General features: G+C 68.5%; 30 protein-coding genes. 27 read left to right on the top strand and 3 right to left on the bottom strand.

All coding sequences use genetic code 11. The features are described from left to right. Window positions 1-425: 425 nt before the first annotated feature. The gene (locus tag ACFPFQ_RS42745; RefSeq protein ID WP_379628996.1) at window positions 426-581 is read left to right on the top strand and encodes a response regulator transcription factor; all 156 of its coding nucleotides are present in this window, start codon (window positions 426-428) and stop codon (window positions 579-581) included. A gap of 3 nt (window positions 582-584) precedes the next feature. Here the strand turns inward: ACFPFQ_RS42745 and ACFPFQ_RS42740 are convergent, their stop codons facing one another. After that, window positions 585-1,061, bottom strand: coding sequence for a GNAT family N-acetyltransferase (locus ACFPFQ_RS42740; RefSeq protein ID WP_379628995.1), 477 nt, complete (start codon window positions 1,059-1,061; stop codon window positions 585-587). Window positions 1,062-1,646: 585 nt separating this feature from the next. Between ACFPFQ_RS42740 and ACFPFQ_RS42735 the strand changes: the two genes are divergently transcribed. The 19 genes from ACFPFQ_RS42735 (at window position 1,647) to ACFPFQ_RS42645 (ending at window position 17,793) form a co-directional block, all read left to right on the top strand. Further along, window positions 1,647-2,309: a GntR family transcriptional regulator gene (locus tag ACFPFQ_RS42735; RefSeq protein WP_379628994.1), complete on the top strand. Its 663-nt coding sequence runs from the start codon at window positions 1,647-1,649 to the stop codon at window positions 2,307-2,309. 222 nt (window positions 2,310-2,531) lie between these two features. After that, the gene (locus ACFPFQ_RS42730) at window positions 2,532-3,833 is read left to right on the top strand and encodes an aromatic ring-hydroxylating oxygenase subunit alpha (protein WP_379628993.1); all 1,302 of its coding nucleotides are present in this window, start codon (window positions 2,532-2,534) and stop codon (window positions 3,831-3,833) included. A gap of 1 nt (window position 3,834) precedes the next feature. Further along, complete coding sequence (locus ACFPFQ_RS42725; protein WP_379628992.1) at window positions 3,835-4,416, top strand: aromatic-ring-hydroxylating dioxygenase subunit beta; 582 nt, start codon at window positions 3,835-3,837, stop codon at window positions 4,414-4,416. Between the two features lie 15 nt (window positions 4,417-4,431). Beyond that, entirely contained in the window at window positions 4,432-5,865 is a 1,434-nt protein-coding gene (locus tag ACFPFQ_RS42720; protein WP_379628991.1) for a glutamine synthetase family protein, read from the top strand. Continuing rightward, window positions 5,843-6,121 carry a hypothetical protein gene (locus ACFPFQ_RS42715; RefSeq protein WP_379628990.1) on the top strand — a complete coding sequence of 93 codons (279 nt, stop codon included), beginning with the start codon at window positions 5,843-5,845 and terminating at the stop codon, window positions 6,119-6,121. Before ACFPFQ_RS42720 ends, ACFPFQ_RS42715 begins: the two co-directional genes overlap by 23 nt. Window positions 6,122-6,136: 15 nt before the next feature. After that, on the top strand, window positions 6,137-6,325 hold the full coding sequence (locus tag ACFPFQ_RS42710) for a ferredoxin (RefSeq protein ID WP_379629000.1): 189 nt from the start codon (window positions 6,137-6,139) through the stop codon (window positions 6,323-6,325). Then, the gene (locus ACFPFQ_RS42705) at window positions 6,322-7,497 is read left to right on the top strand and encodes an NAD(P)/FAD-dependent oxidoreductase (protein WP_379628989.1); all 1,176 of its coding nucleotides are present in this window, start codon (window positions 6,322-6,324) and stop codon (window positions 7,495-7,497) included. Before ACFPFQ_RS42710 ends, ACFPFQ_RS42705 begins: the two co-directional genes overlap by 4 nt. A gap of 9 nt (window positions 7,498-7,506) precedes the next feature. Further along, on the top strand, window positions 7,507-8,991 hold the full coding sequence (locus ACFPFQ_RS42700; RefSeq protein ID WP_379628988.1) for an amidase: 1,485 nt from the start codon (window positions 7,507-7,509) through the stop codon (window positions 8,989-8,991). Between the two features lie 106 nt (window positions 8,992-9,097). Beyond that, complete coding sequence (locus tag ACFPFQ_RS42695) at window positions 9,098-9,943, top strand: ABC transporter substrate-binding protein (protein ID WP_379628987.1); 846 nt, start codon at window positions 9,098-9,100, stop codon at window positions 9,941-9,943. 179 nt (window positions 9,944-10,122) lie between these two features. Beyond that, window positions 10,123-11,358 (top strand): IS110 family transposase, encoded by a 1,236-nt coding sequence (locus ACFPFQ_RS42690; RefSeq protein ID WP_379628986.1) that lies wholly within the window; start codon window positions 10,123-10,125, stop codon window positions 11,356-11,358. A 94-nt stretch (window positions 11,359-11,452) separates the two neighbouring features. After that, window positions 11,453-11,962, top strand: a complete 510-nt coding sequence (locus ACFPFQ_RS42685) for an ABC transporter substrate-binding protein (RefSeq protein ID WP_379628985.1) — start codon at window positions 11,453-11,455, stop codon at window positions 11,960-11,962. Further along, window positions 11,959-12,705: an ABC transporter ATP-binding protein gene (locus ACFPFQ_RS42680; protein WP_379628984.1), complete on the top strand. Its 747-nt coding sequence runs from the start codon at window positions 11,959-11,961 to the stop codon at window positions 12,703-12,705. The genes ACFPFQ_RS42685 and ACFPFQ_RS42680 overlap by 4 nt, the downstream gene beginning before the upstream one ends. Further along, window positions 12,702-13,424, top strand: coding sequence for an ABC transporter ATP-binding protein (locus ACFPFQ_RS42675; protein ID WP_379628983.1), 723 nt, complete (start codon window positions 12,702-12,704; stop codon window positions 13,422-13,424). Before ACFPFQ_RS42680 ends, ACFPFQ_RS42675 begins: the two co-directional genes overlap by 4 nt. 4 nt (window positions 13,425-13,428) lie before the next feature. Next, complete coding sequence (locus tag ACFPFQ_RS42670; RefSeq protein ID WP_379628982.1) at window positions 13,429-14,295, top strand: branched-chain amino acid ABC transporter permease; 867 nt, start codon at window positions 13,429-13,431, stop codon at window positions 14,293-14,295. Further along, window positions 14,295-15,299 carry a branched-chain amino acid ABC transporter permease gene (locus ACFPFQ_RS42665; protein WP_379628981.1) on the top strand — a complete coding sequence of 335 codons (1,005 nt, stop codon included), beginning with the start codon at window positions 14,295-14,297 and terminating at the stop codon, window positions 15,297-15,299. The genes ACFPFQ_RS42670 and ACFPFQ_RS42665 overlap by 1 nt, the downstream gene beginning before the upstream one ends. Window positions 15,300-15,361: 62 nt before the next feature. Continuing rightward, entirely contained in the window at window positions 15,362-16,036 is a 675-nt protein-coding gene (locus tag ACFPFQ_RS42660) for a type 1 glutamine amidotransferase (protein ID WP_379628980.1), read from the top strand. A gap of 127 nt (window positions 16,037-16,163) precedes the next feature. Then, a complete protein-coding gene (locus ACFPFQ_RS42655) occupies window positions 16,164-16,490 on the top strand; it encodes a hypothetical protein (RefSeq protein ID WP_379628979.1) in 327 nt (108 codons plus the stop codon). Between the two features lie 884 nt (window positions 16,491-17,374). Next, entirely contained in the window at window positions 17,375-17,512 is a 138-nt protein-coding gene (locus ACFPFQ_RS42650) for a hypothetical protein (protein ID WP_379628978.1), read from the top strand. Between the two features lie 68 nt (window positions 17,513-17,580). Continuing rightward, the gene (locus ACFPFQ_RS42645) at window positions 17,581-17,793 is read left to right on the top strand and encodes a hypothetical protein (RefSeq protein WP_379628977.1); all 213 of its coding nucleotides are present in this window, start codon (window positions 17,581-17,583) and stop codon (window positions 17,791-17,793) included. Between the two features lie 197 nt (window positions 17,794-17,990). On the opposite strand, the gene ACFPFQ_RS42640 is transcribed toward ACFPFQ_RS42645, so the two are convergent. Further along, complete coding sequence (locus ACFPFQ_RS42640; RefSeq protein WP_379628976.1) at window positions 17,991-18,911, bottom strand: LysR substrate-binding domain-containing protein; 921 nt, start codon at window positions 18,909-18,911, stop codon at window positions 17,991-17,993. A gap of 111 nt (window positions 18,912-19,022) precedes the next feature. Further along, window positions 19,023-19,985, bottom strand: coding sequence for an iron-containing alcohol dehydrogenase (locus ACFPFQ_RS42635; RefSeq protein WP_379628975.1), 963 nt, complete (start codon window positions 19,983-19,985; stop codon window positions 19,023-19,025). A 186-nt stretch (window positions 19,986-20,171) separates the two neighbouring features. On the opposite strand from ACFPFQ_RS42635, the gene ACFPFQ_RS42630 reads away from it, so the two are divergent. From ACFPFQ_RS42630 to ACFPFQ_RS42600, 7 genes are all read left to right on the top strand, one after another. Continuing rightward, window positions 20,172-20,726: a flavin reductase family protein gene (locus ACFPFQ_RS42630; RefSeq protein WP_379628974.1), complete on the top strand. Its 555-nt coding sequence runs from the start codon at window positions 20,172-20,174 to the stop codon at window positions 20,724-20,726. A 43-nt stretch (window positions 20,727-20,769) separates the two neighbouring features. Next, window positions 20,770-22,341 carry a 4-hydroxyphenylacetate 3-hydroxylase family protein gene (locus ACFPFQ_RS42625; RefSeq protein ID WP_379628973.1) on the top strand — a complete coding sequence of 524 codons (1,572 nt, stop codon included), beginning with the start codon at window positions 20,770-20,772 and terminating at the stop codon, window positions 22,339-22,341. Between the two features lie 44 nt (window positions 22,342-22,385). Then, window positions 22,386-23,159, top strand: a complete 774-nt coding sequence (locus tag ACFPFQ_RS42620; RefSeq protein WP_379628972.1) for a dioxygenase — start codon at window positions 22,386-22,388, stop codon at window positions 23,157-23,159. Between the two features lie 46 nt (window positions 23,160-23,205). After that, a complete protein-coding gene (locus ACFPFQ_RS42615) occupies window positions 23,206-23,970 on the top strand; it encodes a dienelactone hydrolase family protein (RefSeq protein ID WP_379628971.1) in 765 nt (254 codons plus the stop codon). Beyond that, the gene (locus tag ACFPFQ_RS42610; RefSeq protein ID WP_379628970.1) at window positions 23,967-25,085 is read left to right on the top strand and encodes a muconate/chloromuconate family cycloisomerase; all 1,119 of its coding nucleotides are present in this window, start codon (window positions 23,967-23,969) and stop codon (window positions 25,083-25,085) included. Before ACFPFQ_RS42615 ends, ACFPFQ_RS42610 begins: the two co-directional genes overlap by 4 nt. Window positions 25,086-25,112: 27 nt before the next feature. Further along, the gene (locus tag ACFPFQ_RS42605; RefSeq protein ID WP_379628969.1) at window positions 25,113-25,418 is read left to right on the top strand and encodes a muconolactone Delta-isomerase family protein; all 306 of its coding nucleotides are present in this window, start codon (window positions 25,113-25,115) and stop codon (window positions 25,416-25,418) included. 73 nt (window positions 25,419-25,491) lie between these two features. After that, window positions 25,492-25,965, top strand: coding sequence for a helix-turn-helix domain-containing protein (locus tag ACFPFQ_RS42600; RefSeq protein WP_379628968.1), 474 nt, complete (start codon window positions 25,492-25,494; stop codon window positions 25,963-25,965). The last annotated feature ends 251 nt before the right edge of the window (window positions 25,966-26,216 follow it).

Here is a 26,216-nt window from a genome sequence, read left to right as displayed (position 1 = left end):
GCGGGCAGCCTGACCGGGTCGAGAACCGAGATCAATTATCCGGCCAACGTTGCGTGTCGAGCCACTAGCTTGCTGAGCCGACGAAGTCGGCAAGATCGAGTCAAGTTCGTGTTTAGGCACTGAGTCCAGCTTCCTGGGTGAGTTGATCGAGGGTTTGTCGGTAGCGAGCACGCCCGTTCGGCGTGCGTCCTCGGGCTGGTGGGGCGGACCTGGCAGCAGGTCGGGTTCCCTGCTGACCGGTAGCGCGGTATGGCTGGAGCCACACCGGGCGTTCAAGGCAGCGCTGCTGGACGCCCTGGGCGGCGAGCGGTTCACATGGAGTTCGAGGCGGGCACGGCGTTGCAGAACGCGGCCCGCTTCCTGTTCGACGGGATGACCCAGGACCTCGGTCCGTTCACCAAACGGGAGATGGACGTCGCGCTGCTGTGGCGCGCGGTCATCGGAACCGGGACATCACCGCCCAGATGTTCATCTCGCGGCGAGCTGTGGAGGTCCACGTGGACCACATCCTGCGGAAGCTCGGGTTCGAGTCCGGCGTGCAGATCGCCGTGTGGATCTTGTCCCGAGGCTTGGATGGCTGACGTTCAACCGCTCAGGTCCCGGTGGAGTCGTTGTTCGCGCAGTTCGGTGCTGCCGGGTCCTCGGTCGAGATGGGAACGTCCGGTGTCGGCCCAGCCGTGGTGGTGGTAGAAGCCCAGGGAGGGTTCGTTGGTGTCGAGAACCCACAAGCCCGCGTGGGTGAAGGCGCAGGATCGGAGCCGGTCGAATGCGGCGGCGTGGAGCTGGGTTCCGATGCCGCGGCGCCACACGCCCGGGTCGAGGTAGAGCGCATAGAGGTCGCCGAGCGTGGAGTCGGCGCGGTCGGCGGGTACCAGCGGCGGACCGGTCGCGACGAAGCCGGCGACGGCACTCGCGAGCGTTGCGACGACCATGCGGGTGTGTGGTGGGCGGGTGGTGAGGACGTCCGACCAGAACGGCTCCCGGTCGGTGACAGAGAGGCCGGCCAGGACATCGTCGGGGAGCAGACCGCGATAGGCGACACGCCAGGACCGCACCAGCACGGTGGCGATGGCGTGGGCGTCGGGCCGTGCGCGTCTCGGAGCTCGACCATGCCGCCGATGCTTCCCGACCCCGGCGAGAGCGGCCATACGTCCGGTCGAACGGGTGCCTACGCACGCGCGTCCTGACCCTACGTAGCTGTCCAGAGCTACGTAGGCTCGCCGATTGTGGCTCGTCTCCGTTCGGCGGATTCTGGTGGTGGTCAGGTGGACCCCGAACTCGGGTGAGGGAGCAGCGACGATGGTGGCACCGCCCGTCGTTCGCGACCACGCTGAGGTGGTCGACAGGGAACTGGCCTTGGTGTTACGGCGTAGGACCTCGTCGAGCGGGCCGGGCTGTCTTCCATCGGCCGCGTCACCGCCGTGTCCACCGCAGGTGGATACACGAATGCGTGGCGTCACCCTGCACGCCGCGGTCGGCGGATACCGTTGCCGCCGCGGGCGCTGTTCGAGCATCGAGCGGGGCCTCCGCCGCTACCTCGCCGGTCGCGGCGTAGCCGCGGAAGACCTCCCGGCGGTACCTCGACCGAATACCGCATACGATGGTCGTGGCGGAGTCGGACCGGGGGAGGGGCGATCGTGTCTTCGATGCGAGTCAGGATCGAGCGGGACCCGAGTGCCTTGACCTCCGAGGTCCGCGACCGCCTCATCGGGGCGATGATGGCCGGTGACCTGGTGCCCGGTGATCGCCTCATCCTCGACAAGCTGGCCGAGCAGCTCGGGGTGAGCCGCACGCCGGTTCGCGACGCACTGCTGCGGCTGGTCTCCGAAGGCATCGTCGAGCCGTCCGACACACGTGGGTACGTCATCCGCGAGTTGTCGGCCGTGGAGATCGAGCACAACTTCGACTCGCGCCTGGCGATCGAGTCCCACGCGGCGGCGCACCTGGCGGAGTTGGGGGAACCCGCGATCGCCCACGCGCGCAAGGTGCTCGCGAAGGCCGCCAAGCAGCCCAAGAACACCGCGCTGTCCTTCTACGAGGCGAACCGGATGGTCCACCGCGCAATCGTCGAGGCGACGGGCAACCCGCAGCTGGTGATGTTCTTCGACACGATCTGGGGACAGGCCGGGTCGAACCAGATCTACCTCGACTTCTTCCACGCCCAGTCAGACAAGACGTTCGTCGAGGACCACGAGAAGCTCCTGGACGCCATCGCGAAGGGCGACGCCATCGCCGCACGTGCCGCGATGATCGAGCACGTGAACGCAGGCCGCAACCACATGGCGGAGCGACGCAACAGCGACGGCTGAGCCAGTCGACGACACTCGCTCAGGCCGTGTGAGCAACTCTCGGTAGGGCCGTCGAGCCCGCCTGGTTCCTAGTGGCCATGGCCGTCAAGCCTGCCCGTTTTCTCCCTGTCTGGGGGCGCTCCATCTCGTATCGATCACTCTCACCTGCGGGAACTCGCGCTTGATCCAAACACGAAATACGGTATACGGTGCACGGCACGCGACCTTCGAGAGTGGAGTGACATGACGACCAGTGCGGAACCTCCCGCCGCGACCATGTCGTACGACGACATGGTGCGGCCTGATGCCGTGCACCGCGCGGTCTACACCGATCCGGCGGTGTTCGTCGACGAGATGACTCGCGTCTTCGCTCGGGTGTGGGTGTTCATCGCTCACGAGAGCGAGATCCCGGAGCCGCACGACTACGTCACCCGTGACCTCGCGGGCCGTCCCGTGATCATCACGAGGACTCGGACCGGCGAGGTGAGGGTGCTGCTGAACCGGTGTCGGCACCGCGGCGCCACGGTCTGCCGCGAGCCCGCCGGCAAGGCGCGCCGGTTCACCTGTCCGTACCACGGCTGGGCGTACGACAATTCGGGCGAGCTCACCGGCGTGCCGTGGCCCGACGCGTACGGCGAGGACTTCAAGAAGGCCGACTACCCGCTGTTGGGCGCGCGAGTCGAGACCCGTCACGGCTTCATCTTCGCCACGCTGAACCCGGACGCGCCGGGGCTGAGCGAATACCTCGGCGCCGCCGAGGAGAAGCTCGACATGTGGGTGTCGCGGTTCCCCGAATCGAAGGTGGCCGTGCGGCACGGCAGGCAGCGGATGTTGTGCCGTGCGAACTGGAAACTGGTGCTCGACAACTCGATCGACGGCTACCACCCGGCGTTCTCGCACCGCGCACTGCTGCACGTGGCGGCGCGCCACGGTGACGGCCGCGACATGGGCTACTTCGCCGAGGCCCCGGACGACAGCCCGCTCTACGTCCAGTACCTCGGCAACGGACACGGGTTTCTCGACCAGCGCCCGGCCTACTCCGGCGCCGGGTCCTACTTCGAGCGTCAGCGCCCGGCGCCCGGACGGGAGCATGTCGCGGAACGCGTCCGCGGCGAGTACCCCGACGAGCAGGCGACCGAGTACCTCGACCTGTCGGTCGGCGCGCAGATGAACTTCACGATCTTCCCCAACCTGCTCTTCGTCGGGAACCAGATCCAGGTCCTGGAGCCGAAGGCGGTCGACGAGACGGTTCTGTCCTGGTACGCGACGTCGTCGGACGGGCTCCCGGACCCGGTCACTGCGCTGCGCATGCGGCACCAGGAGGACTTCCCCAACTTCGGCGAGCCCGACGATCTCGCCAACTTCGCCGAGTGCCAGCGCGGCCTCGGCATCCCCGAGATCGAGTGGGTGCTGATGAACCGGGGGTTCGGTGCGATGGACCGGGTGAAAGTGGACGGTGACATCGTCACCGCCCCGGTGACCCACGAGATCTCGCCCCGCGGCTACTTCGAGTTCTGGCGCAAGCTGATGAGCCAGGAGGTCTGACATGGCTGACCTGAAGAACCTTCCGGTCCGCGACTCACGCTACTTCGACGAGGGTCTCTACGAGCAGCTGAGGCGGGACGCCGCGCTGTGGTCCACGCCCGAGGCGGTCAGCGACTCCGCGTTGGTCGACGAGGTGACCGGCGTGCTGCACCTGGAATCCCGGCTGCTCGACGAGGGCCGCTTCGAGGAATGGCTCGACATGTTCGACGACGAGTGCGTCTACTGGGTGCCGTCCGCTCCGATGCCAGGCGATCCCGCGCGCACGGTCTCGCTCGCGCTGGACGACCGCCGCAGGCTCGAGGACCGCATCGTCTGGTTGCGCAGCGCCTACATCTGGAGCCAGATTCCCCGTTCCAAAACGGTGCGGCTGCTCACGAACATCGAGGCGATGCGAGCAGGCAACGACATCGTCACGCGGGCCAACTTCGTCCTGCACGACGTCCGCGGCTCCGCGCACGCCACCCACTTCGGGTGGTACTTCCACCGGTTCGACGGCACCGCCCCGAGTTGGCGGATCAAGGCCAAGCACATCCGTCTGGTGGAGAGCGACCTCCCACACGACAACATGTCGATCATCTTCTGAGCGAAGGAGCTCATGATGACTGCTCAGCTCCTCTCCGCGTGGGAACCGGTCTTCGAGCGGATCCGGGCCGAAGGCATCCGTCGGGTCCGCATCGCCTGGGCCGATCAGCACGGTGTCAGCCGGGCCAAGGTGGTGCCCACCGCCCTGTTCCCGAAGCTTGTCGGCGAAGGTCTGCGCTCCAACGTGGGAACGCTGCTCGGCGACTCCGCGGGCAAGATCATCATCAATCCGTTCAGCAGCGGCGGCGGGTTCGGCCGCGCCGAGATGACGGGCGCGCCGGACCTGGTGATCAGGCCGGATCCGCAGACCTTCCGCGTGCTGCCCTGGGCTGCCCAGACCGGCTGGGTCACCGGCGACATGTTCTTCACGACCGGCGAGCCGCTGCCGTACTCCTCCCGCGGCCAGCTGCGCGGCGCGATCGACGCGGCCACCGCCACCGGTGTCTCCGCGATCGTCGGAGTCGAGCTGGAGTTCCACCTCACGCGCAACGTCGCGCAGGCCCGCACCATCGGTCTGCCGGGCGAGCCGGGCACCGCGGGGTCCGTGGTACCGACCAACTCGGGGTACCAGCACCAGTCCGAGGCGGACCTGGACGAGGTCAGCGAGTTCCTCGACGTCCTGCAGGACAACCTCGAGGCGCTCAACTTCCCGGTGCGCACCATCGAATCCGAGCTCGGACCCAGCCAGTTCGAGCTGAGTCTCGACGTGCTGCCCGCGTTAGAGGGCGGCGACGCGTCGTTCCTGTTGAAGAACGCGGCGAAGATGATCGCCAAGCGCCACGGCTACCACATCACCTTCATGGCGCGGCCCGGCATCCCCGGCTTCTTCTCGTCCGGCTGGCACCTGCACATGTCGATGGTCGACCAGACCGGACGCAACCTCTTCGTCCCCGACGACGACAAGTTGCTCTCGCGGTACGGCAGGCACTTCACCAACGGGGTCCTGATCCACGCGAGGGAAGGCGCGCTGCTGTCGAACTCCACGGTCACCGGCTACAAGCGACTCCGCCCGAACTCGCTGGCGCCCGACCGGCTCTGCTGGGGCGCGGACAACCGCGGGGCGATGGTTCGCGTGACCGGGGAGCGCGCGGACGGCTCCACCCACATCGAGAACCGGATCGGCGACACCGCGGCCAACGGATACCTCTACATCGCCGGTCAGATCCTGGCCGGACTCGACGGCGTGGCACGAGGGGAGGAGCCACCATCACCGACCGAGGTCCCGTACGAGACTGAGGCGACCCGGCTGCCGACGAGCCTGGCGGAAGCCGTGCGGGAGTTCGAGAACAGCGAGTTCTTCCGCAAGGCCATGGGGGAGGAGTTCGTCCGGTTCTACGCCGCCCACAAGAGGAGTGAGGCCGAGCGGTTCGAGCGCTCCGACCTCGGCAGGACCGACGAGCCCGACGCGGTCAGCGAATGGGAGCAACGTGAGTACTTCGACCTCTACTGACCACGGCGCCCGGCTCGACGCCACGATCGCCCGTGCACGCGAACACCAGCGCGGTCGGCAGCGCGCGGTGCTGCTCGAGCTGCTCGCGGCGGTCATCGACTCCGACACGTGGGACGAGGGCGTGTACGACGTCCGGCCGGACGACGACTGGCTGCTGATCCACCGGGCCTCCTGGGGCGCGATCCGCGACATCGTCGAGACGATCGACTCGTGGCGACCGTGGACCGCCGAGCAGCACCCGCCCGAGATTCGTTGACGAGGAGACGACGTGATGAAGATCAGTGTCGACATGGATGTCTGCGACGTCCACGGTCAGTGTGCCTTCGCGGCGCCGGACGTGTTCCAGCTCGACGACGTCGGCGACCTGACCTACGACAGCGAGCCCGACGACTCGACGCGCGCCAACGTGGAGAACGCGGTGCGGCTGTGTCCGGTGCAGGCGATCAGGATTCTGCGGTGACGGGCACCGATCGCGTCGTTGTCGTCGGGGCGTCCCTCGCCGGTCTGCGTGCGGCCGAGGCACTGCGCGGTGCGGGTTACGAGGGTCGTGTCCAGATCGTCGGAGACGAGCCCCACCTTCCGTACAACCGGCCGCCGCTGTCGAAGAAAGCCTTGCACGGTCGGGAAAGCATGACGGAACTGCCGTTCCACATCGCTGACTCGCTGGACGCCGACTGGCACCTTGGCAGTGCGGCTGTCGGCCTCGACACCGCCGCGAAGGTGGTCGCGTTGGCGTCGGGCGAGCGACTCGACTACGACCGGGTGCTGATTGCGACCGGAGTGCGTGCGCGGTGGCCCGATGTCTTCACCGCGGGCCGACGGGTCACCGCGGTTCGGACGCTGGACGACGCCCGGAGGCTGTCCGAGGCCCTGGACACCGCTCGCCGGGTGCTGGTGGTCGGCGCGGGGTTCATCGGCTGTGAGATCGCCGCTTCGGTGCGGCCACGCGGAATCGAGGTCGCCCTGGTCGACCTGGCGCCCTCGCCACTGGTCGGCCCGATCGGCGAGGTGCCCGCGCGGCTGCTCGCCGAGCGGCACGTCGCGGAGGGCGTGTCGATGCACCTCGGCGCGGGCGTCGCGAAGGTGCTGGGAACGCCCGACGCTCCGCTCGGCGTCGAGCTGACCAACGGTGAGACCGTCGACGGCGACGTGATCGTGGTCGGCATCGGCAGCGCGCCGAACGTCGAATGGCTCAGCGGCAGCGGCGTCACCGTCGACAACGGTGTGGTGTGCGACGCGACGCTGCGAGCCGACGGTGTCGACGACGTCTGGGCGGCGGGCGACGTCGTCAACTGGCCGCACCCCAGGCTCGACGGAGCCCGCACCCGCGTCGAGCACTGGACCCACGCCGCGATGTCGGGGATGGCCGCGGGGCGCAACATGATCGCCGACGGCGCCGCCAGGGACTTCGACGTGCTGCCGGAGTTCTGGTCTGACCAGTACGACCTGAACATCCGTGGGTTCGGGCTGACCGGCGGCCGGTACGACTTCGAGCTGGTGCACGGCGACACGTCCGGTCCCTGGGTGGGCGTCTACCGGGATGGTGACCGCGTCGTCGGGGCCCTGTCGCTGAACGCGACCAGGCAGCTGGCGCGATGGCGCCGCGAGATTCTTCCTGTTTCTGTGGCATAAGGAGGGGCGATGGAGCCCGCCGACTACGCGTGGCGGAGCGCGGCCGACCTGGCCGAGCTCCTGCGTCAGCGAGTGATCTCACCCGTCGAGCTCGTCGACGCGGTGCTGGACCGCATCGAGAAGCGCAACCCGTCGCTCAACGCGGTGGTCCACCTCGGCGTGGACGACGCGAAGGCCGCCGCACGTGCGGCCGAGCGGGACCTGCGGTCAGGCGAGACGACCGGGCCGCTGACCGGTGTGCCCGTGCTGATGAAGGACCTGTTCGACTTCAAGCCGGGCTGGCCGTCCACAATGGGCGGTGTACCGGCGCTCGCGGCGAACTCGGTCAACGATCGCTGCGTCTTCGTCGAGCGGATGGAGGCCGCGGGCGCGATCGTCGTGGGCAAGACCAACTCCCCGGCGCTGGGCGCGCGGGCCGTCACGGACAACCGGCTCTTCGGACCGACGTCCACCCCGTTCGACACGACCCGCAACGCGGGCGGATCGTCGGGTGGCAGCGCCGCCGCGGTCGCCGACGGGCTGGTCCCGCTGGCGGAGGGGACGGACGCGGGCGGCTCCATCAGGATCCCGGCCGCGTGGACCGGAACGTACGGGTTGAAGCCGTCGGCGGGGCGCGTGCCGACTGTCGCGCGCCCGCTCGGTTTCCTGAACTCCGCTCCGTTCGTCACCGAGGGGCCGATCACCCGTACCGTGGCGGACGCGGCACTGGCGATGACGGTGCTGGCCGGGCCTGATCCGCGGGCGCCCCACGGGCTCGACGGCAGCGTGGACTTTCTCGCCGCGCTGGACCGGCCGGTGACCGGGATGCGGGTCGGCTACAGCCCCGACCTCGGGACCTTTCCCGTGGACCCGGCCGTCGCCGCGGTCGTGGCCGAGGCCGTCGAGTCGCTGGCGGACACGGGCGTGGAGGTCATGCCCGTGGAGGTCGTGCTGCCGGTGGACCGGCTGGAGCTCGCGGCACTGTGGCATCGCACGATGGCGCAGCTCTACCTCGCGGGTCTGGAGGCCTTGCGCGACAACGGCGGCCCGGACCTGTTGGCGGCTCCGCACGTCCACTTCCCGCGCGCCCTCGCGGCGCAGCTCGACGAGGCCGCGGTCCAGTCCGCGGCCCGACTGCGGCAGGACGACGTGCTGCGCACCGAGATCTACGACCGGTTGCTCGTGGCGTGGGCGGGCATCGACGTCCTGGCGACGCCGACCGTGGGAAGCCTTCCGGTGTGCAACGCATCCACTGGGGACACTGTCGGTCCGGGTGAGCTCGCGGGCCGCGCGGTGGACCCGTTGATCGGCTGGACGCTCACCTTCCCGTTCAACTTTACCGGGAACCCGGCCGCGTCGGTGCCTGCGGGCCTGGCCGGGGGACTGCCGGTGGGGATGCAGCTGGTGGGCCGTCAGTTCCGGGACGACGACGTCATCTCGCTCAGCGCGGCCTATGAGCGCGTGCGGCCGTGGGCTGATTCCTATGCCGTGTGCGAGGCACGGTTGAACGGCTGACGGTTCAGCAGTCGAAGGGCGTAGCCGCGATTCTCTCCCGTCCGCATAAGAATAGACCGCATACGAAATGTGACATTCGGCCGAGGTAGTCCGAGAGAGGCGTCCCATGTCCGGTGATCTGCTAGCCAACTCCTTCAACCGCCGCGGTTTCCTGCGCGCGACCGGCCTGGGTGCCGCCGTCGCGGGCAGCTCCGCGTTGCTGGGTGCCTGCGGTGTCAAGGGCATCGCGGGCACGAGCAGTGACGTGCTCAAGATCGGTCTCGTCAGCCCGCAGACTGGGGCGCTGTCCAGTTTCGCGGCGTCCGACAACTACGTCGTGAAGCTGGTGCAGGAGTCCCTGCGCAACGGGTTCACCGCGGGTGGGCGGAAGCGCCGGATCGAGATCGTCGTCAAGGACACCCAGTCGAACCCGACCAGGGCCACCGAGGTGACCAAGGAGCTCATCGCCGGCGACGGCGTGGATATGGTCGTCGCGTCGAGCACTCCGGACACCGCGAACCCGGTCGCCGACCAGTGCGAGATCGACGGCGTCCCCAACACGACCACCATCGTGCCGTGGCAGTCCTGGTACTACGGCCGGGGCGGCAAGCCCGGCGGCGACGGATTCCAGTACGGCACGAACTTTTACAGCGGCATGTTCGAGTTCGCGGACGCCTATACGGCGATGATGGGCCGCATCGGGGCGGACTCCAAGAAGATCGCGTGTCTCTGGCCCGCCGACACCGACGGCAACGCGTTCCGCGACGGAATCGGTCCGTACTTCGCGAAGAAGGGCTATCAGGTCGTCGACGGCGGCCGCTACCAGAACGGCACCGCCGACTATGCCGCGATGATCAACAAGTTCCAGTCCGAAGGTGTCGAGCTCTTCAACGGCATCCCGATCCCGCCCGACATGCAGACCTTCTGGAAACAAGTGATCATGCCGGCTGGCGTCGGCACCCTGGCCGCATGAGAATCGGTGCGGTCGTCCGGCTCTGACGTCGGTGCTGCTTGGTGCCGTGAGCCCGTAAAAAAGTGTGACGCGGGGAGCCTGAGGCACCCTGACCTGCTGCTTCGAGCGCGAATATCAGTTTCTTGATCGACAGGTTCCCCATGCCGGGCGGCCCCTCCCATCGGCAGAAGGGGTGCAGCATGGATGTGTTGATCGAGCGGTGCGCGGGGTTGGACGTGCACCGCGACACGGTGGTGGCCACCGTCCGACGACCGGGCCCGGGTGGGACGCGCCGGTCGGAAACCCGGACGTTCGCGACGATGACCAGCAGGCTTGAGGAACTCTCCGACTGGCTGCTGGTGGAGCAGGTGACGCTGGTCGGGATGGAATCGACCGGCGTGTATTGGAAGCCGGTCTACTATGTTCTGGAGGACCACTTTTCGATCTGGGTGATCAATGCTCAGCATTTACGGAACGTGCCGGGACGCAAGAGTGATGTCGCGGACTCGGTGTGGATCGCGCAGCTACTTGAACATGGCTTGGTGTCGCCGAGTTTCGTGCCACCACGATCCGTTCGATTGCTACGCGATCTGACCCGGCATGGACGTCGGCTCACCGAGGAACGCACCCGGACGATCCAGCGCCTGGAGAAGGTGCTGCAGGACGCGGGGATCAAACTCACCTCGGTCGCCTCGACGATCCTCGGCAAGACCGGGCGGGCAATCCTCGCGGCGCTGCTCGAGGGCGAGGAGGACCCGGCGGTGCTGGCCGAGCTGGCGAAGGGCCGGCTGCGCCCGAAGATCCCCGCGTTGCGTGAGGCGTTGACCCATCGGTTCCGCTTGGAGCATCACGGCGTATTGGTCGCGCAGATGCTTGCCCATGTCGACTTCCTGGAGGCGTCGATCGCCGAGACCTATCAGCGAGTCGACCTGCTGCTGGGCCCGGTGGCCGACATCGTGGAGTTAGTGACGAGCATCCCTGGGGTTGGGCGTCGCGTCGCCGAGGTGTTGATCGCCGAGGTCGGTATCGACATGACCGTCTTCCCGTCCTCCGGACACCTGGCATCGTGGGCCGGGATCTGCCCGGGCAACAACTCCTCAGGCGGGAAGCGTCGGGCCGCGCGCACCCGGCACGGCTCGATGTGGCTGCGGATCGGGCTGACCGAGGCGGCGCAGGCCGCGGCCCGCACCAAGGGCACCTATTTCGCGGCGCATCATGCTCAGATCCGCGGCCGGCGGGGCACACAGAAGGCGATCGGCGCTACCCGCCACGACATCCTCATCGCCTATTATCACGTCGTCCGAGATAAGGTCCCGTTCAATGATTTGGGACCGGACTGGAACGATCAGCGCCGATCCACTGAACAGCAGGCCCGACGGTTGGTGCGGCAACTCGAGCGACTCGGATTGAATGTCACTGTCGAACCGGCGGCATAGGTCCGACGAGGCCCTGTCGGACAATAAGATTCCCAACCCTTCCGGGGCTTCGCCCCGGGGCACTGCCGTGCCCTGCGGTGGCCGGGTGATTCACATGTCAGCCGCGTCGCTGAACTTCCGCCCGAGGTTCGCCACCATCGCCAAGTCGATGCTCTTCCCGTCCGAGGCGCAGGCACTCGGCCCGCTGGCGAACAACCTCTCGGTGTGCGTGTGGTGGACGGACACGCTGCCCTACGTCTCCAGCATCGACGGCACGAAAGCCGGTGACCTGGCGAAGAACTTCAGCGCCGAGACCGGCGCCCAGTGGACGCAGGCGCTCGGCTCGCTCTACTCCCTGTTCGAGGTCGCAGTCGAGGCGTTCAAGGCGGCGAGTGACCCGAAGGACCGCGCCGACGTGGCCGACAAGCTCAAGAACCTGTCCTACCAAGGCATCAGCGGCCCGCTCGACTTCACCAACGGGCCGGAGAAGGGCATCGCGGTGATCAAGTGCGTAGGCGGCCAGTGGCGTCCCGGCGCCAAGTACCCCTACGAGATCGTGGTCGTCGACAACGCGACCAACCGGGACTTCCCGGTCGGTGGCGACCTGGAACCGCTGACCTCGTGAACCCGCCTCTTCTGGAGCTGCGCGGCGTCGGCAAGCGGTTCGGGCTCCTCGTCGTCGCCGACGAGCTGGACCTCGTGCTGCGCACGGGAGAGACGCTCGGGATCGTCGGGCCGAACGGCGCGGGGAAGAGCACGCTCTTCGCGATGATCTCCGGCGAACTGAAGCCGGACGGAGGCACCGTTCACATCGACGGGCGTGAGATCACCCAGCTGGCCGCGCACGAGCGGACGGTTGCCGGCATCGGCCGGACCTTCCAGATCCCCCGGCCTTTCGAGGGCATGACGGTGTTCGAGAACGTCCTGCTGTTCGCCACCGCGGGCGGTGGACTCCGTGGCACCGCGGCGATCGTGCGGGCCGCCGAGACGCTCGACCGCACGGGTCTCGGCGCGCGGGCGAACAAGCGCGCGGGCGAGCTCGGCCTGCTGCAGCGCAAACGGCTCGAGGTCGCGCGAGCGCTGGCATCCGGGCCGCGCGTCCTCCTGCTCGATGAGGTCGCGGGCGGTCTCACCGACCCCGAGGTCGCCGTGTTCCTCGACCTGGTCGAGGAGATCAAGGAGCAAGGCCTGGCGATCGTGTGGATCGAGCACGTGGTCCATGCCCTGCTCGCGGCCGTCGACCGGCTCGCCTGCCTGGCCGGTGGCCGCCTGATCGCCGACGGAGACCCGCACGAGGTGCTCAGGGACCAAGCGGTCCGCGACCTCTACGTCGGACACGCCGTGACGACCGAGGAGGACCTGGTATGAGCCTGCTGTCGATCAAGAACATCGATGTGCACCACGGACTCCTCAAGGCGATCAGCGACTTCAGCGTCGAGGTCGACAGCGGCAGCATGGTCGCGGTCATCGGCGCGAACGGCGCGGGGAAGTCCACGCTCATGCGCGCCGTCGCCGGAGTGCTTCCGGTCACGACGGGCAGCATCGAGATAGCGGGCGAGGACGTCACGAAACTCCCCGCGCACGCCAGAGTCCACAGTGGAATTGCACTCGTACCGGAGGGGCGCAGGCTGTTCAGGTCCCTGTCGCTGGAGGAGAACCTCCTCACCGGGGCGTACCGCGCGCGGCCGGGACCGTGGAATCTCGACGCCGTCTACGACCTGTTCCCGTGGATGCCCGAGCGCCGCGACCAGAGCTCACGGCTGTTGTCGGGCGGCGAGCAGCAGGCGGTGGCCATCGGCCGGGCCCTGATGAGCAACCCGCGCGTGCTGCTGATCGACGAGCTGTCACTCGGGCTCGCGCCCATCGTGGTCAAGCAGATCTACGCGTCGCTGCTGGAGATCGTCGCCAACGGCTGTGCCGTCCTGTTCGTCGAGCAGGACGTCACGCAGGCCCTCGCGATCGCCGACGACGCGCTGTGCCTGCTCGAGGGCCGCACCGTGCTAGCAGGCACACCCGCCGAGCTGAACCGACATGACGTGGAGACCGCCTACTTCGGCACCGCGGCCGCCGCTCCCGGAAGGCAGTGACGCCATGGACATCCTCAACGCCATCCTGCAAGGCGCACTGCTCGGCGGCGTCTACGCGCTCTTCGCCACCGGACTGTCCATCATGTTCGGCGTCATGCGGATCGTGAACCTCGCACACGGTGATCTTGCCGTGTTGGCGGCGTTCCTCGCGTTCACCCTAGCCACGGAGACCATGTTCCCCTTGTGGCTGGTGGTCCTCGTGACGATCCCGCTGTTCAGCGTCGTCGGCTACCTCGTCCAGCGGCTGCTGATCACCCCGAGCCTGTCCGCGGGCCCGCTGGCCACGCTGCTGTCGACCTTCGGCCTCTCGATCGTGATCCAGAACGCTTTGGTGGAGGGCTTCTCCGCGAACGTCAGGTCACTCGACGCGGGTGGTCTGGCGAGTGCGTCACTCGGCGTCGGCGGCGGGATCGCCCTCCCCGTCGTCGGGCTGGTCGGTCTCGCCGCCGCTGTCGTCGTCATCGCCGCGAGCCAGGTCTTCTTTGCGCTGACCCGGACCGGACGCATGATGCGAGCGGTGTCGGACGACGTGGAGACGGCAACGATCACAGGCGCGAACTCCAAGCACGTCTACGGTGTCGCGACTGCTCTCGCGTTCGGCACGCTGACGCTGGCGGGCCTGCTGTTCGCCACCCGTTCGTCCTTCAGCCCGACGTCTGGGACGATGACCTTGGTCTTCGCGTTCGAAGCGGTCGTCATCGGTGGACTCGGCTCGTTGTGGGGCACGCTGCTCGGCGGGCTGGTCCTCGGCCTCACCCAGAGCGTGGTCGCGAACTACGACCCGGCGGGCGCGATCCTCGCGGGCCATCTGATCTTCCTCGCGGTCCTGGCGTTCCGTCCGCAGGGCCTGGTCCCGGCTAGGAGCATTTGATGACGCTTATCGCACCTTACATCGTGCGCCGCTCGGAACGCGGCTCGAAGTTCGGCCCGTGGATCGGCGGAGTGGTCGTCGTCGCCCTCGCCTCGCTCCCGTTCGTTGTGTACCAGTCGACGACGAGCTCGTTCGTGATGTTGTTCGTGCTGATGGTGCTCGCCGGTATGTGGAACCTGCTGGCGGGTTTCGGTGGGCTGGTTTCGATCGGCCAGCAGGCGTACATCGGCATCGGCGCCTACACCGTGGTTGCCCTCGACGCGCAAGGCGTCAACCCGTTCCTCGCGGTGCTGTTCAGCGCCGTGACCGCGGTCCTGCTCGCCTACCCGACCTCGCTGCTCGCGTTCCGGTTGCGCGGCGACTACTTCGCCGTCGGCACCTGGGTGATCGCGGAGGTCTACCGGCTCGTTCTGATCAGGTTCGACAGCCTCGGCGGTGCCAGCGGCAAGACCCTGACCGGTCTCGGTGGCATCGACCCGGCTATGCGGGGCGCGATCGTGTACTGGCTCGCGCTTTCCGTTGCCGTGGTCACCGTGATCGGCTGCTTCGTGCTGTTGCGCGGCAGGATCGGGCTGTCGCTCACGGCCATCCGCGATGACGAGGTCGCGGCCCGTGCGGGCGGCGTCGACGCCACGAAGGTGAAGCGGATCGTCTACCTGGTCTCGGCGGCCGGCTGCGCGGTCGCGGGCGGCGTACTCGCCGTCGACTCCGTTCGAGTCCAGCCCGACGCGATCTTCAGCGTGCAGTGGGCGGCCTACATGATCGTGATCGTGGTCATCGGCGGCATCGGCCACCTCGAAGGCCCGATCGTCGGCGCGATCGTCTTCTTCGCGCTGCAGTACTTCCTGGCCGACCTCGGCACCTGGTACCTCATGATCCTCGGCCTGCTGGCCATGTTCTTCGCGATCGTCGTGCGCAAGGGGATCTGGGGTCTGCTCGTCGGCGCGACCGGCTACCGGATGTTCCCGACCGTTCATACTCTCAGCACGAAGGCGAGGAAATGATGACGACCCCGTTCACCGCTCTGGTGATCACACACGACGACGACGTGAGCCGAGGTCGGCGCATGCTCGGCTTGTTGCGCGACGCGCTGGTGGCCTCGGGTTACGAGCCGCGGACCTGTTCCGTCGTGGCAGGGGAGCCGCTCCCGCGGGAGGTCGACATCGTCATCGCACTCGGCAGCGAGGCGTCCGCGTGCGACGACGGTCTGCCCTGGCTGAACGTCGAGCTCGACTACCTCCGCGGGGCGATCGAGAGCGAGATCCCGATCCTGGGTGTCTGCTTCGGGGCACAGGTGCTGGCCCGCGCGCTGGGTGGAACCGTCAAACCGGGCGACGTTCCGGAACTCGGCTTCATCGAGGTCGACACCGATGTCCCCGACCTGCTGCCCACGGGTCCGTGGGTGTCGAGCCACTACGACGTCATCGACCCACCTCCTTCGGCTCGTGTCATCGCACGCACCGAGCTGGCTGTGCAGGCGTTCGTCTACGGACCGCATCTCGGCATCCAGTTCCATCCGGAGACCGATATAGGTGTCCTCCACGCTTGGCGAGGACGTCGGCTGGTCGGCCTTGAGGCGGGCGACGCACAGCTGGCCACCTGGCTGGACCTTGACGCGGTCGCCGAGGTGCTGGCCGCCGAGAGCGAGCGCAGGGCCGCGATGTGCCAAGGCATCGTCGACGCGTTCACCAGCGGCAAGTTCGCCGCGCTGCAGCCCTCATCCGGCGACTCGCGCGCGTAGGAAGACCCGTGCGGTCGCACGCTATAAGCCCGGTGACGTCGGTGGTCATCCCCGCGGCAATGGCCGATGTGGAGAAGGTCGAGTCGTCGTCGCCCATCACGAGCGCGCGACCCAGCGCGCCGGCGACGTGTTCCTGAAGATCGACGCTGATCAGACGCGCACCGACGTCGAGGTCGAGGCGATGGCCATGGCGCCGATCCCGACTCCGGAGGTCCTGTGGCGGAAGCCGCCCGTGCTCGCGCTCGCCGCCCTCCCAGGGGCGGCGCTCGGCCGCCTCGGCGAGCCGTCGGTCGCGTCGTCGTCGGCGTGGGGCGCGGCGGGTGCCGCCGCACGGATGCTGCACGACGCGCCGCTGCCGCCATGGCCCGGTCGGAGCCCCGACGGGGTCACGTCGCACCTCGACGGCGAATGCGAGTGGCTCGTCATGAACACTGCGTCTGGCGCAGCGCTTTGACCGGGTCCGCCAGGGTTGACAAACAACGTGCCGATCCGCTTGTTCTTGTCAGCAGCGGGTTTCCGTGCCATCGCGATCTGCGTCTTCGGCCCACGCGGGTCGCCGTAGTCCAGCGGTACATCGACTTTCGCGCACTCGAAACCGGGGCGGTCCGGTCCGCACCCCTCCCAGGTGATGAACGGGACGACCGGTTTTGGGGATGCGGCAACGGGAAGGGCCTGGAGGGTACTGCCGAGCAGCGCCCCCGCGAGGCGAACGTCGGAGCGGAAGCCTCCGTGCTGCGCACCGGGGTGAGCGAGCCGCCTGCGGCGCGGCCTGTCGGCCCCTAGCACGGCCGCACTCACGGTCAAGGGCGCTGCGCTGCGCATCGCTTCGCGACGACCGGTGGGCCGCCCTTGACCGTGAGCCTCCGCGGCCGCGCTGGGTCGCCTTACGGCGGCGGGGAACACAGCGGCCCGGCCACCCCACGGGGACGGGCCGACAGGCCCCACGGCATCGGGAGGCCACCTTGACCACACGTACCCAGCCCCTCAGCGGCACCGACCCGGCGCGGATGATCGACCGCGTCCTCGGTCGTCACAAGCCTGGTCGTTCGAGCTGCCGGGAAGGTCCGGGCCCGGATCGACCTCAACCACGTCGGCACACCAGACCAGCAGCTCGGTCTGGTTCTCGGTACCGCTTGGTCTACGTGCGGACCGGGGGGCACCGCGCGGGCGGCGGCGGATGGGTGGAGCGCTGCGGCGGTGCTGGCTCGGCCGGTGGGCCCGGCGGTGGCGGGGCGGCGCCCGCTACCTAGTCGGGCCGACGAAGGTGGCGGCGATGGTCAGGTTCGCCGGACTGCGCCGGGTGAGTCGGCGTTCTAGCCTGCCCGGGCTGGGGGAGCGGTGCCCGCGGTGTTGCGGATTGCGATCGGGCCGGTCACATGGGAGGTCGTCGAAGCGACCGCCTATACCTCGATGCTGCGGGCGTGGCGTCAGGCGGCCCGGCTGCTTGGGGACAACCTGACCGACGACGAGGAATAGCCGCCTGGTTGTGGACAACCCGCTACGGTCGATGATGCGGCCGCGCCGGAATTGGCCATCCTCGCCGGATGGACAACACTACGACGTGGACGGTGGGCGTGCTCTGCTCGGGGGCGGAGCGCACGCTGGCACTTGCCGGAGGTGTCGAGAACCAGCCGTGTCGAGGCGATCGAGACGCGGCCGGCGCTCTCGTCGTGGCCGCGACCGATCGCGGCCGTCAGGAGTACCGGCTGACCGTGGCCGACACCTGCGTCATCGTTGTTCCCGGCCTGACCGAGTAGGCCAGGTCGATCTCATTGATCTGTACGAGGCCCTGCGGTCAGTCGTCTGAGGCCGCTGATCCTCGTCGTCCTGGAGGACGCGGCATGCAGCAACGTCGGCTTCCCGACGGTCGAGGTGTGCGCCCGCGGCGCGAATGAGCGCGCCGTCCGCATCCGCGCCGCCGACGGTGGGCTCACAGCCCCGGCCCACGCCAGACTCAGCTCCTGCGCAGCCCCCGGTCCGGCGCCGACCTCGCCTCGAAGATCCGCTCCGCCGTCTTCAGGAATCGCGTAACCACCGGCGACGGCCGGCCCCGCAGCCACGCCACGGCCAGCTCGATCTGGGTATCCGACGGGGTCAGCGGCCGCAGAACGGCCCCGGTCACGTGGATGTAGCGGACCGAGAGCGGTAGCAGCGCCACCCCGACCCCGGCCGCAACGAGGCTGGCGATGACTGCTGTCTCCGACGCCTGCTGGACGACCTTCGGCCGGAACCCGGCGTCCAGGCACGCCTTGAGGGTGATCGAGAACATGGCGCCGCCGACGTTCGCCGGATGGGTGATGAACTGCTCCTCGGCGAGATCGGACAGGTCGATCTCGGCCTGCTGGCAGAGCCGGTGCCGTTCCGGGAGTAGCACGCCCAGGCTTTCCCGGCGCAGCACGCGCAGCTCCAGGTCGGGGGCCGTCACGGGTGGCCGCAGGAACGCGACGTCGAGGGTGCGGGTGAGCAGCGCCGTCACCAGATCGGGCGTCAGCATCTCCCCTTGCAGCACCAGCTCGACGTCCGGTGCTTCGGCGCGGAACTCCCGTGTGACGATTGGCAGCAGCTCGTAGGTCGAGGTTCCGGTGAAGCCCACGGCGAGCCGGCCGAGCTCGCCGCGCGAGGCCCGCTCGGCGGCGACGACCGCGTCGTCCACCGAGGCGAGGATCGAGCGGGCGCGGTCGAGGAATTCCCGGCCCGCCGAGGTCAGCTCCACCTTGCGCGTCGTCCGCTCGAATAGCACGACGCCGACGTCGCGCTCGAGCCGCTTGATCTGCTGGGTCAGCGACGGCTGGGTGAGGTGCAGCAGCTCCGCCGCGCGGTTGAAGTTGAGCTGCTCGGCCAACACGGTGAACGACCGCAGGTGACGAAGCTCCATGCCACTACCGCCTCATCCGGTGCGCATCGCCGGCCCACGCGGCGTGCACGGTCTCGTGCAACGATGCTTCGGTCACGGGCACCGGCCTGTCCGGGGGGACGACCGGCAGGGTCAGCGAGACGACCGTCCCGATCTGCTCGTCGCGCATCCCCACCTCCCGCAAGGCCATCGGCGCGCCCACCACTTCGGCCAGCTGCCACCGGCCGTCGACGGCGTCGAGCGCGCCGGTGGCGTGTGCGAGGCTCCTGGCAGTCCCGGCATCTGCGACCGGGTGAACGCCGCGACGTGAGGCAGCACGATCGCGTGCGTGGGGGCGTGCGGCAGCCCGACGGTGCCGCAGGACACACGACACAGCTTGTGGTGCAGCCCGCTACCGGTGACCGCGATCGCCGACGCCGCCAGCCAGCCGCCGCGCATTTTGGCCGCGCGGTCGTTCGTGCGAAGACCCGTTGCGAGAGCGGAGATCCCACTCGCCGGGTTCCGTCCGAGCGTCCACAGCGTCCACAGCGCCCACAGCGCCTCCACGCCGTGCGCGAGGGCGTTGAACGCGCTCACCACGGCCATGTCGGCGGAGAGCGAGGCGGCGAGCTCCGGGTCGTAGACGACGGTGCATGGCGGCACCCGCGGGTCCATCCCCGTCCGTTTGCCCCGCTCGTCCGTGAGCCCCCACACGGCCGTCACCCCGGAGCCGGAGAACGTCGTGGGTATGGCATGTCGTGGGCATGGCGACGATCGGAGCCCGGTCGTCAGTGCGACTGCCTTGGCCGTGCCGACGGCCGATCCGCCGCCGACCGCCAGCAGTGTGTCCGCCTCGGCGTCGGTCGCGGCCTGCCGCGCTGCCTCAGCGGCCGTCTGCGGTACGTGCTCGCGCACCTCGGAGAACACGCTGGCGACGATCCGCCCGAGTTCCTCCAGCGGCGCGACCACCCGCCGGACCTCGCGCTCGGAGGCTACGACGAGCACCCGAGCCGCGCCCAGCTGCACGAGTTCATCGACCAGCTGTGAGCCCGACGTCCCTGGCCCGGAGACGATCTGGGCGCCGACGGGCTGATACTCGAACCGTTCGATGGCCACCTGTACCTTGCCCTCCCTCTGTGCCGGGGCCGGACGCTACACCCGGGAACTGGGCAGCAGCCCCCGATCGGTAGGTCCTGCGACACAGGCTATTTATCGCGCGGCAAGCTCCTATTTCTCTTCCGATCACGGCCTCCTTAACATCGGGGCGCACCTGAGTTGCAGCGACGCTCCCGAGGAGGACCGATGGCTGTCGAACCCGGCGATCTGCGGACGTGCCTGGGGCATTTCGCGACGGGGGTCACCGTCATCACCTGCGACGAGGGCGAACAGGTCCACGGGTTGACGGTGAACTCGTTCACGGCGGTCTCGTTGTCGCCGCCCCTGGTGCTGGTGTCCATCGACCGCCGGGCCAAAGCGCTCGACAAACTGCGGAGCAACCGTTTCACCGTCAATGTGCTCTCCTCCGAACAGGCCGCGCACGCGCAGCATTTCGCCGGCCGCCCGGACGCCGCGCTCGATCTCGGCTGGGAGGAGGGCCCCCTTGGCGGCCGGCTGAGAAACTGCCTCGCCTACGTTGGCTGCTCCCCGTGGCGCGACTACGACGGTGGCGACCACGTGTTGTTCCTGGGCCTGGTGGAGCAGATCGAATGGTGCCCGTCGAAGCCGCTGCTGTTCTACCGCGGCGGGTTCGGCAGCCTCAGCACCTTCGACGAGATCGAACGCCCCCTGTGGGAGAGCGACGCGACACCCGGCTGGATGAACGCCGGAGGGCTGGTGGTCCCGCAGCTCGAGCCTTGATCACCGCCCCAGTCACCTGATCACGAAGACGAAGGAGTCACCCGTGTCCCAGCAGACCGTCTCGAGCACCGAGCACACGACCACCGACGCCACCCCGCGCCCCCTGAACGGGGCGGAGTACCTGGACTCGCTCCGCGACGGCCGCGAGGTGTGGATCTATGGAGAGCGCGTCGAGGACGTCACCTCGCACCCGGCCTTCCGCAACACCGCCCGGATGATCGCGCGCCAGTACGACGCGCTGCACGATCCCGCGATGAACGCCGATCTCGTGTGCCCGACCGACACCGGGAGCGGGGGCTACACCCACCGCTACTTTCAGGCCCCATACACCAAGGAGGATCTGAAGGCAAGCGCGAAGGCGATCGAGACCTGGGCCCGGATGTCGTACGGTTGGCTGGGCCGCAGCCCCGACTACAAGGCCGCCTTCCTGTCCACGTTGGGCTCGAACACCGAGTACTACGCGCCATACGCCGAGAACGCGAAGCGCTGGTACAAGGAGGCCCAGGAGAAGGTCCTCTTCTTCAACCACGCCATCGTGAACCCGCCCGTCGACCGCAACAAGGGCATGGACGGCGTCCGCGACGTCTACATGCACGTCGAGCGCGAGACCGATGCCGGGCTGATCGTGAGTGGGGCGAAGGTCGTCGCCACCGGATCGGCTTTCACGCACTACAACTTCATCGGGAACTACGGGCCGATCCCGGTGAAGACGAAGGAGTTCGCCGCGTCCTTCATCGTCCCGATGAATGCCGAGGGATCGCGGCTGCTGTGCCGGCACTCCTACGAGTACGCCGCTGCCACCAGCGGCAGCCCGTTCGACAACCCGCTCACGAGCCGGCTCGACGAGAACGACTCCATCTTCGTCCTCGACGAGGTGCTGGTGCCGTGGGAGAACGTTTTCTGCTACGACGTCGACAAGGCGAACGACTTCTTCGTCGGCTCCGGCTTCGTCTTCCGCGCGATGCTGCACGGCTGCGTGCGGCTCGCGGTGAAGTTCGACTTCCTGGTGGGCCTGCTGCTCAAGGGTCTGGAGATGACCGGGGGCGGGGACTTCCGCGGCGTGCAGACCCGGATCGGCGAGCTGATCTGCTACCGGAACCTGTTCTGGACCTGTGTGGACTCCATGGTCAACGAGCCGGTGGCGTGGACGGACGGCACGCTCGTCCCGAACCCGAATGCTGCGTCGGTCTACCGCCTGATGATGACCCAGGCCTACCCCCGCGCGAAGGAGATCTTCGAGCAGGATCTCGGCAGCGCACTGATCTACGCGAACTCCAACTCCGTCGACTGGAGCGTTCCGGAGATCCGCGAGTACCTCGACAAGTACGTCCGGGGCTCGGGCGGACGCCCGGCGGTGGACCGCGTCAAGATCATGAAGCTCATCTGGGATGCCATCGGGTCGGAGTTCGGCGGGCGCCACGAGCTCTACGAGCGCAACTACTCCGGTAACCACGAGAGCATCCGGCTCGAGGCGTACTTCGGCCAGCTGCAGAGCGGCCAGACCGAGGCCTACACGGGCTTGGTCGACAAGTGCCTCTCCGAGTACGACGTCGACGGCTGGACCGTCCCGGACCTCATCAACCCGGATGACGTCAGCACTATCAAGAAGTCCTGAGCTCGTCCGCGCCGAACCCACCCAAACACTGTGAGGAGCTGACAATGTCGTCCACCGTCATTGAGCGCCGGCACCGGATCATCGACCGGGTCGTCTCGTCGCTGAACACGATCATCCTCGAGGAGAAGGTCACCTACGCCGAGTACAAGGCTGCCGTGGCGTGGCTGATCTCAGTCGGGGAGAAGGGCGAGTGGCCGCTGGCCACGGACGTCCTCCTGGAGCACTCGGTGGAACAGGTGAACGCCGAGACCAACAAGGGCAGCCAGAGCACCATCGAGGGCCCGTACTACATCCCGGACGCCCCGGAGCTCACCGAGCCGTACACGATGCCGATGCGCGAGAACGAGAAGGGCGACGCACTCGTCTTCCACGGCACGGTCGTCGACGAGCACGGGGCCCCCCTAACGGACGTCCAGCTCGACATGTGGCAGGCGGACTCCGACGGCGAGTACTCGTTCATCAACCCGGCATTGCCGGACTACCTGTTCCGCGGCAAGGTGCGGACGGACTCCGAGGGCCGGTTCACCCTGCACACAATGGTCCCGGCGCCTTATCAGATCCCGCACACCGGCCCGACCGGCGAGCTGCTCGACGCGGCCGGCTGGCACCCGTGGCGCCCTGCACACTTGCACTGGATCGTCACGAAGGAGGGTTACGCACCGTTGACCACGCAGCTCTACTTCCGGGGCGGGGAATGGACGGACTCGGACGTGGCCAAGGCGGTGAAGCCCGAGCTGCTACTCGACCTGGAAAAGCAGGATGACGGCGCGGGGGCGTACTACGTGACCCGTTACCAGTGCTCGCTCGGAGCGCTCTGACCGGTAATGCCCGCACCGACCGAATGAAGTAGGGGATCCACCCAAGATGTGCCATGTCCACAGCCTCGCGGGTGAAGTGCCCGCGGTCACGCAACGCGAGGACCTGATTCCCGTGCGGGACGGGGATATGCCGGTCACGCTGCACCTTCCGCCGGGAGGACCCGGCCCTGGAATCGTGCTGCTCACGGACGTCTACGGACGGCTACCGTTCTACCAGGGACTTGCCGCGAGGCTGGCCGGCATCGGCTTCGTCACCGTGGTGCCCGACTACTTCTTCCGACAGGGTGCGCTCGTTGAGTACACCCGCGGCGCCGCTTTCGCGCGGCACTCCGGGCTCGACGAGGTTGGGTCGGTCTCCGACGCCGGCTCCGCCGTGGCCTGGACGAGCCGGCTTGACGCAGTCCGCGGGGACCGCGTCGGCCTGCTCGGCTTCTGCCTCGGCGGCACGATTGCGCTCGACCTGGCGGCGACCGGGATCGACGTGGCCGTGGCCTGCTTCTATCCCTTCCCCCGTGGGTTCGGCAACCCGTCCGTCGCCAAGGCGCCAAGGCCCGTCGACCTCGCGGCCGACATCCGTTGTCCGACGCTCTGCCAATGGGGCGACGCCGACTACATCCCTCTGGACGACATCGAGGAGTTCTCGGCGGCCATGCACGCCCACGGACATCCCTACACGGGCCACGTCTACGAGGGCGCGGGCCACGGGTACCTCGCCGGGCTCACCGAGGAGCGGCCGGACTCGGCGGTGGCCCGCAAGTCCTGGGACCGCACGGTCGAGTTCCTGAGCGTGGAGACGGACGTGAACCGATGACGGACACCACGATCACCGAGGTACACACGACGATCGTCGACCTCCCCAGCAAGCGGCCGCACCGGTTCGCCGCCACGACGATGAGCCAGCAGAGCATCGTCGCAGTCCGGGTCCGCATCGCCGGCGGGCTCGAGGGTGTGGGCGAGGGCGTCACGCCCGGCGGCCCCTGGTGGGGTGGGGAGTCCGTCGAGACGATCAAGTCGGTGATCGACAGGTACCTCGCGCCGCTCCTCGTCGGGCACGACTCCCGCGCGATCGGAGCGGCTGTCGACCGGATGGACGGCTTCGTCGCGGCCAACCCGGTGGCGAAGGCCGCCGTCGAGACTGCGCTCTGGGATCTGCGCGGCAAGCTACTCGGCGTCCCCGTGTCGGACCTCCTCGGCGGGCTCCGCCGCGACCGGATCCCCATCACCTGGGCCTTCAGCGCGGCGCCGGTGGCGGACCTGGTCGATGAGCTCGCCGAGAAGCTCGAGGTGGGGCACCGGTCGTTCAAGTTCAAGATGGGAGCCGAGCCGGCCCATCTGGACAGCCGGCGCGTCCTGGAGGTGCTGGAACGGATCCCGGACGAGTGTGCGGTCTTCGTCGACACCAACGGGCGCTGGTCCGAGATCGACGCGATGCGCTGGCTGCCCGTGCTCATCGAGGCCGGGGTCACCGTGGTCGAGCAGCCGATCGCGCGCTGGGACATCGCTGGTCTGGCCAACCTGACCCGCCGCCTTACAGTGCCCGTAATGGCGGACGAGACGGTGGCGAGCGCCCAGCAGGCGCTCGATCTGGTGAAGGCCGGAGCGGTGAACGCGTTCGCGGTGAAGATACCGAAATGCGGAGGGCTGAGCCGGGCCCGTGAGGTCGCCGCCGTGGCGGACGGGGCCGGCCTGGCATGCTTCGGCGCCGCGACGCCCGAGACGTCGATCATGGCGTCCATCAGTAGCCAGCTGTACGGCACCATGCACGATCTCTCGCTGGGCTGCGAGCTCTTCGGCCCCGCGCTGCTGGTAGACGAGGTCGTCGAGCAGCCCATGGTGTTCGAGGGCGCGGACCTCGTGATCCCCACCGGGCCCGGGTCCGGCGTCGTCCTCGACGAGGAGAAGCTGCGCAAGTACGCGCGGGACTGAGCAAGGAACCCGAGAGATGAGATGAGCATGGCGCTGTTCCTCGTCCGGATGACCGTCGAGCTACCCGCGGACCTCGATCCGGGGCAGCGGAAGGAGTTGCTCGACTCCGAGAGCGAGTATTCCCAGCGGTTGCAGCGCAGCGGGCGCTGGCGGCACCTGTGGCGGGTGGCCGGAAGGTTCGGCAACGTCAGCGTGTTCGACGCCGCCGACAACGACGAACTGCACGCGATGCTGTGGGACCTTCCGCTCTTCCCGTACCTCTCGCTGGAGATCACGCCGCTAAGCGCGCATCCCTCGCGGATCCCGTTCGACGAAATCGCGTTCAATGACTAGAGATCCTTAACGGCGAGGGTTGCGAACCTGGTCGGGCGGGTGACGGCTGACCAGGGTGCGCTATGCCGGAGGGATGAGGTATCCCGATGGCGGTGGGCTGACCGCCGAGGAACGGGCCCGGCGCGAGCAGGTGCGGTTCGCCGCGGCCGAGATGATCGAGGCGGGGGCCAGCAACCGGGAGGTGGCCCGGCGCTTCCGGGTGACCCGGATGTCGGCGAACCGCTGGCGTCGGGCCCTGGCCGCCGGCGGGAGGCAAGCCCTGGCCTCGACGGGGCCAGGCAGCGCCCGCTGCAAGCTCAGCGTCGCCCAGCTCGGGGAGTTGGAGAGGGAGTTGGATCCCGGGCCGACCGGGCACGGCTGGGATGAGGATCGGTGCTGGACGCTGGCGAGGATCACCGAGGTGATCCGCCGCAGGTTCGGCGTGGGCTACACCCTGGCCGGGTGGACCTGCTGCTGCACCGGATCGGCTGGAGCGTGCAGGTCCCCCCCGCCGAGCGGGACGAGACGAAGATCGCCGAGCGGAGGGACGAGCAGTGGCCGGTCATAAAAGGGCGGCGGCGAACCTGGGCGCCTGGCTCTGCTTCGAGGACGAGGCCGGTCAGGGGCTGAGGCCGCCCAGGGCCGCACCTGGGGTCGGCGTGGTTGGACTCCTGTGGTGCGGTGACCGCAGCGGGCATCAAACGGGTCTCGCTGGCCGCGCTGATCTGCACCAGGCCGGGCTGCCGACCGCGGCTGGTCTACCGCACCCACGTGGATCGCGGTCCGCGCACGGGCTGGCCACCGCGATCGCGCTCGCGA

The sequence above is a fragment of the Pseudonocardia sp. GCM10023141 genome, from assembly GCF_042653605.1.
This window is presented reverse-complemented; position numbering and strand designations above follow the sequence as displayed.

Coding starts and splice junctions, on each gene's coding strand:
- ACFPFQ_RS42735 (WP_379628994.1), top strand. CDS start 1,647: ATGCGAGTCAGGATCGAGCGGGACCCGAGTGCCTTGACCTCCGAGGTC.
- ACFPFQ_RS42730 (WP_379628993.1), top strand. CDS start 2,532: ATGACGACCAGTGCGGAACCTCCCGCCGCGACCATGTCGTACGACGAC.
- ACFPFQ_RS42725 (WP_379628992.1), top strand. CDS start 3,835: ATGGCTGACCTGAAGAACCTTCCGGTCCGCGACTCACGCTACTTCGAC.
- ACFPFQ_RS42720 (WP_379628991.1), top strand. CDS start 4,432: ATGACTGCTCAGCTCCTCTCCGCGTGGGAACCGGTCTTCGAGCGGATC.
- ACFPFQ_RS42710 (WP_379629000.1), top strand. CDS start 6,137: ATGAAGATCAGTGTCGACATGGATGTCTGCGACGTCCACGGTCAGTGT.
- ACFPFQ_RS42700 (WP_379628988.1), top strand. CDS start 7,507: ATGGAGCCCGCCGACTACGCGTGGCGGAGCGCGGCCGACCTGGCCGAG.
- ACFPFQ_RS42695 (WP_379628987.1), top strand. CDS start 9,098: ATGTCCGGTGATCTGCTAGCCAACTCCTTCAACCGCCGCGGTTTCCTG.
- ACFPFQ_RS42690 (WP_379628986.1), top strand. CDS start 10,123: ATGGATGTGTTGATCGAGCGGTGCGCGGGGTTGGACGTGCACCGCGAC.
- ACFPFQ_RS42685 (WP_379628985.1), top strand. CDS start 11,453: ATGTCAGCCGCGTCGCTGAACTTCCGCCCGAGGTTCGCCACCATCGCC.
- ACFPFQ_RS42675 (WP_379628983.1), top strand. CDS start 12,702: ATGAGCCTGCTGTCGATCAAGAACATCGATGTGCACCACGGACTCCTC.
- ACFPFQ_RS42670 (WP_379628982.1), top strand. CDS start 13,429: ATGGACATCCTCAACGCCATCCTGCAAGGCGCACTGCTCGGCGGCGTC.
- ACFPFQ_RS42665 (WP_379628981.1), top strand. CDS start 14,295: ATGACGCTTATCGCACCTTACATCGTGCGCCGCTCGGAACGCGGCTCG.
- ACFPFQ_RS42660 (WP_379628980.1), top strand. CDS start 15,362: ATGCTCGGCTTGTTGCGCGACGCGCTGGTGGCCTCGGGTTACGAGCCG.
- ACFPFQ_RS42645 (WP_379628977.1), top strand. CDS start 17,581: ATGGACAACACTACGACGTGGACGGTGGGCGTGCTCTGCTCGGGGGCG.
- ACFPFQ_RS42640 (WP_379628976.1), bottom strand. CDS start 18,911: ATGGAGCTTCGTCACCTGCGGTCGTTCACCGTGTTGGCCGAGCAGCTC.
- ACFPFQ_RS42630 (WP_379628974.1), top strand. CDS start 20,172: ATGGCTGTCGAACCCGGCGATCTGCGGACGTGCCTGGGGCATTTCGCG.
- ACFPFQ_RS42620 (WP_379628972.1), top strand. CDS start 22,386: ATGTCGTCCACCGTCATTGAGCGCCGGCACCGGATCATCGACCGGGTC.
- ACFPFQ_RS42615 (WP_379628971.1), top strand. CDS start 23,206: ATGTGCCATGTCCACAGCCTCGCGGGTGAAGTGCCCGCGGTCACGCAA.
- ACFPFQ_RS42610 (WP_379628970.1), top strand. CDS start 23,967: ATGACGGACACCACGATCACCGAGGTACACACGACGATCGTCGACCTC.
- ACFPFQ_RS42605 (WP_379628969.1), top strand. CDS start 25,113: ATGGCGCTGTTCCTCGTCCGGATGACCGTCGAGCTACCCGCGGACCTC.
- ACFPFQ_RS42600 (WP_379628968.1), top strand. CDS start 25,492: ATGAGGTATCCCGATGGCGGTGGGCTGACCGCCGAGGAACGGGCCCGG.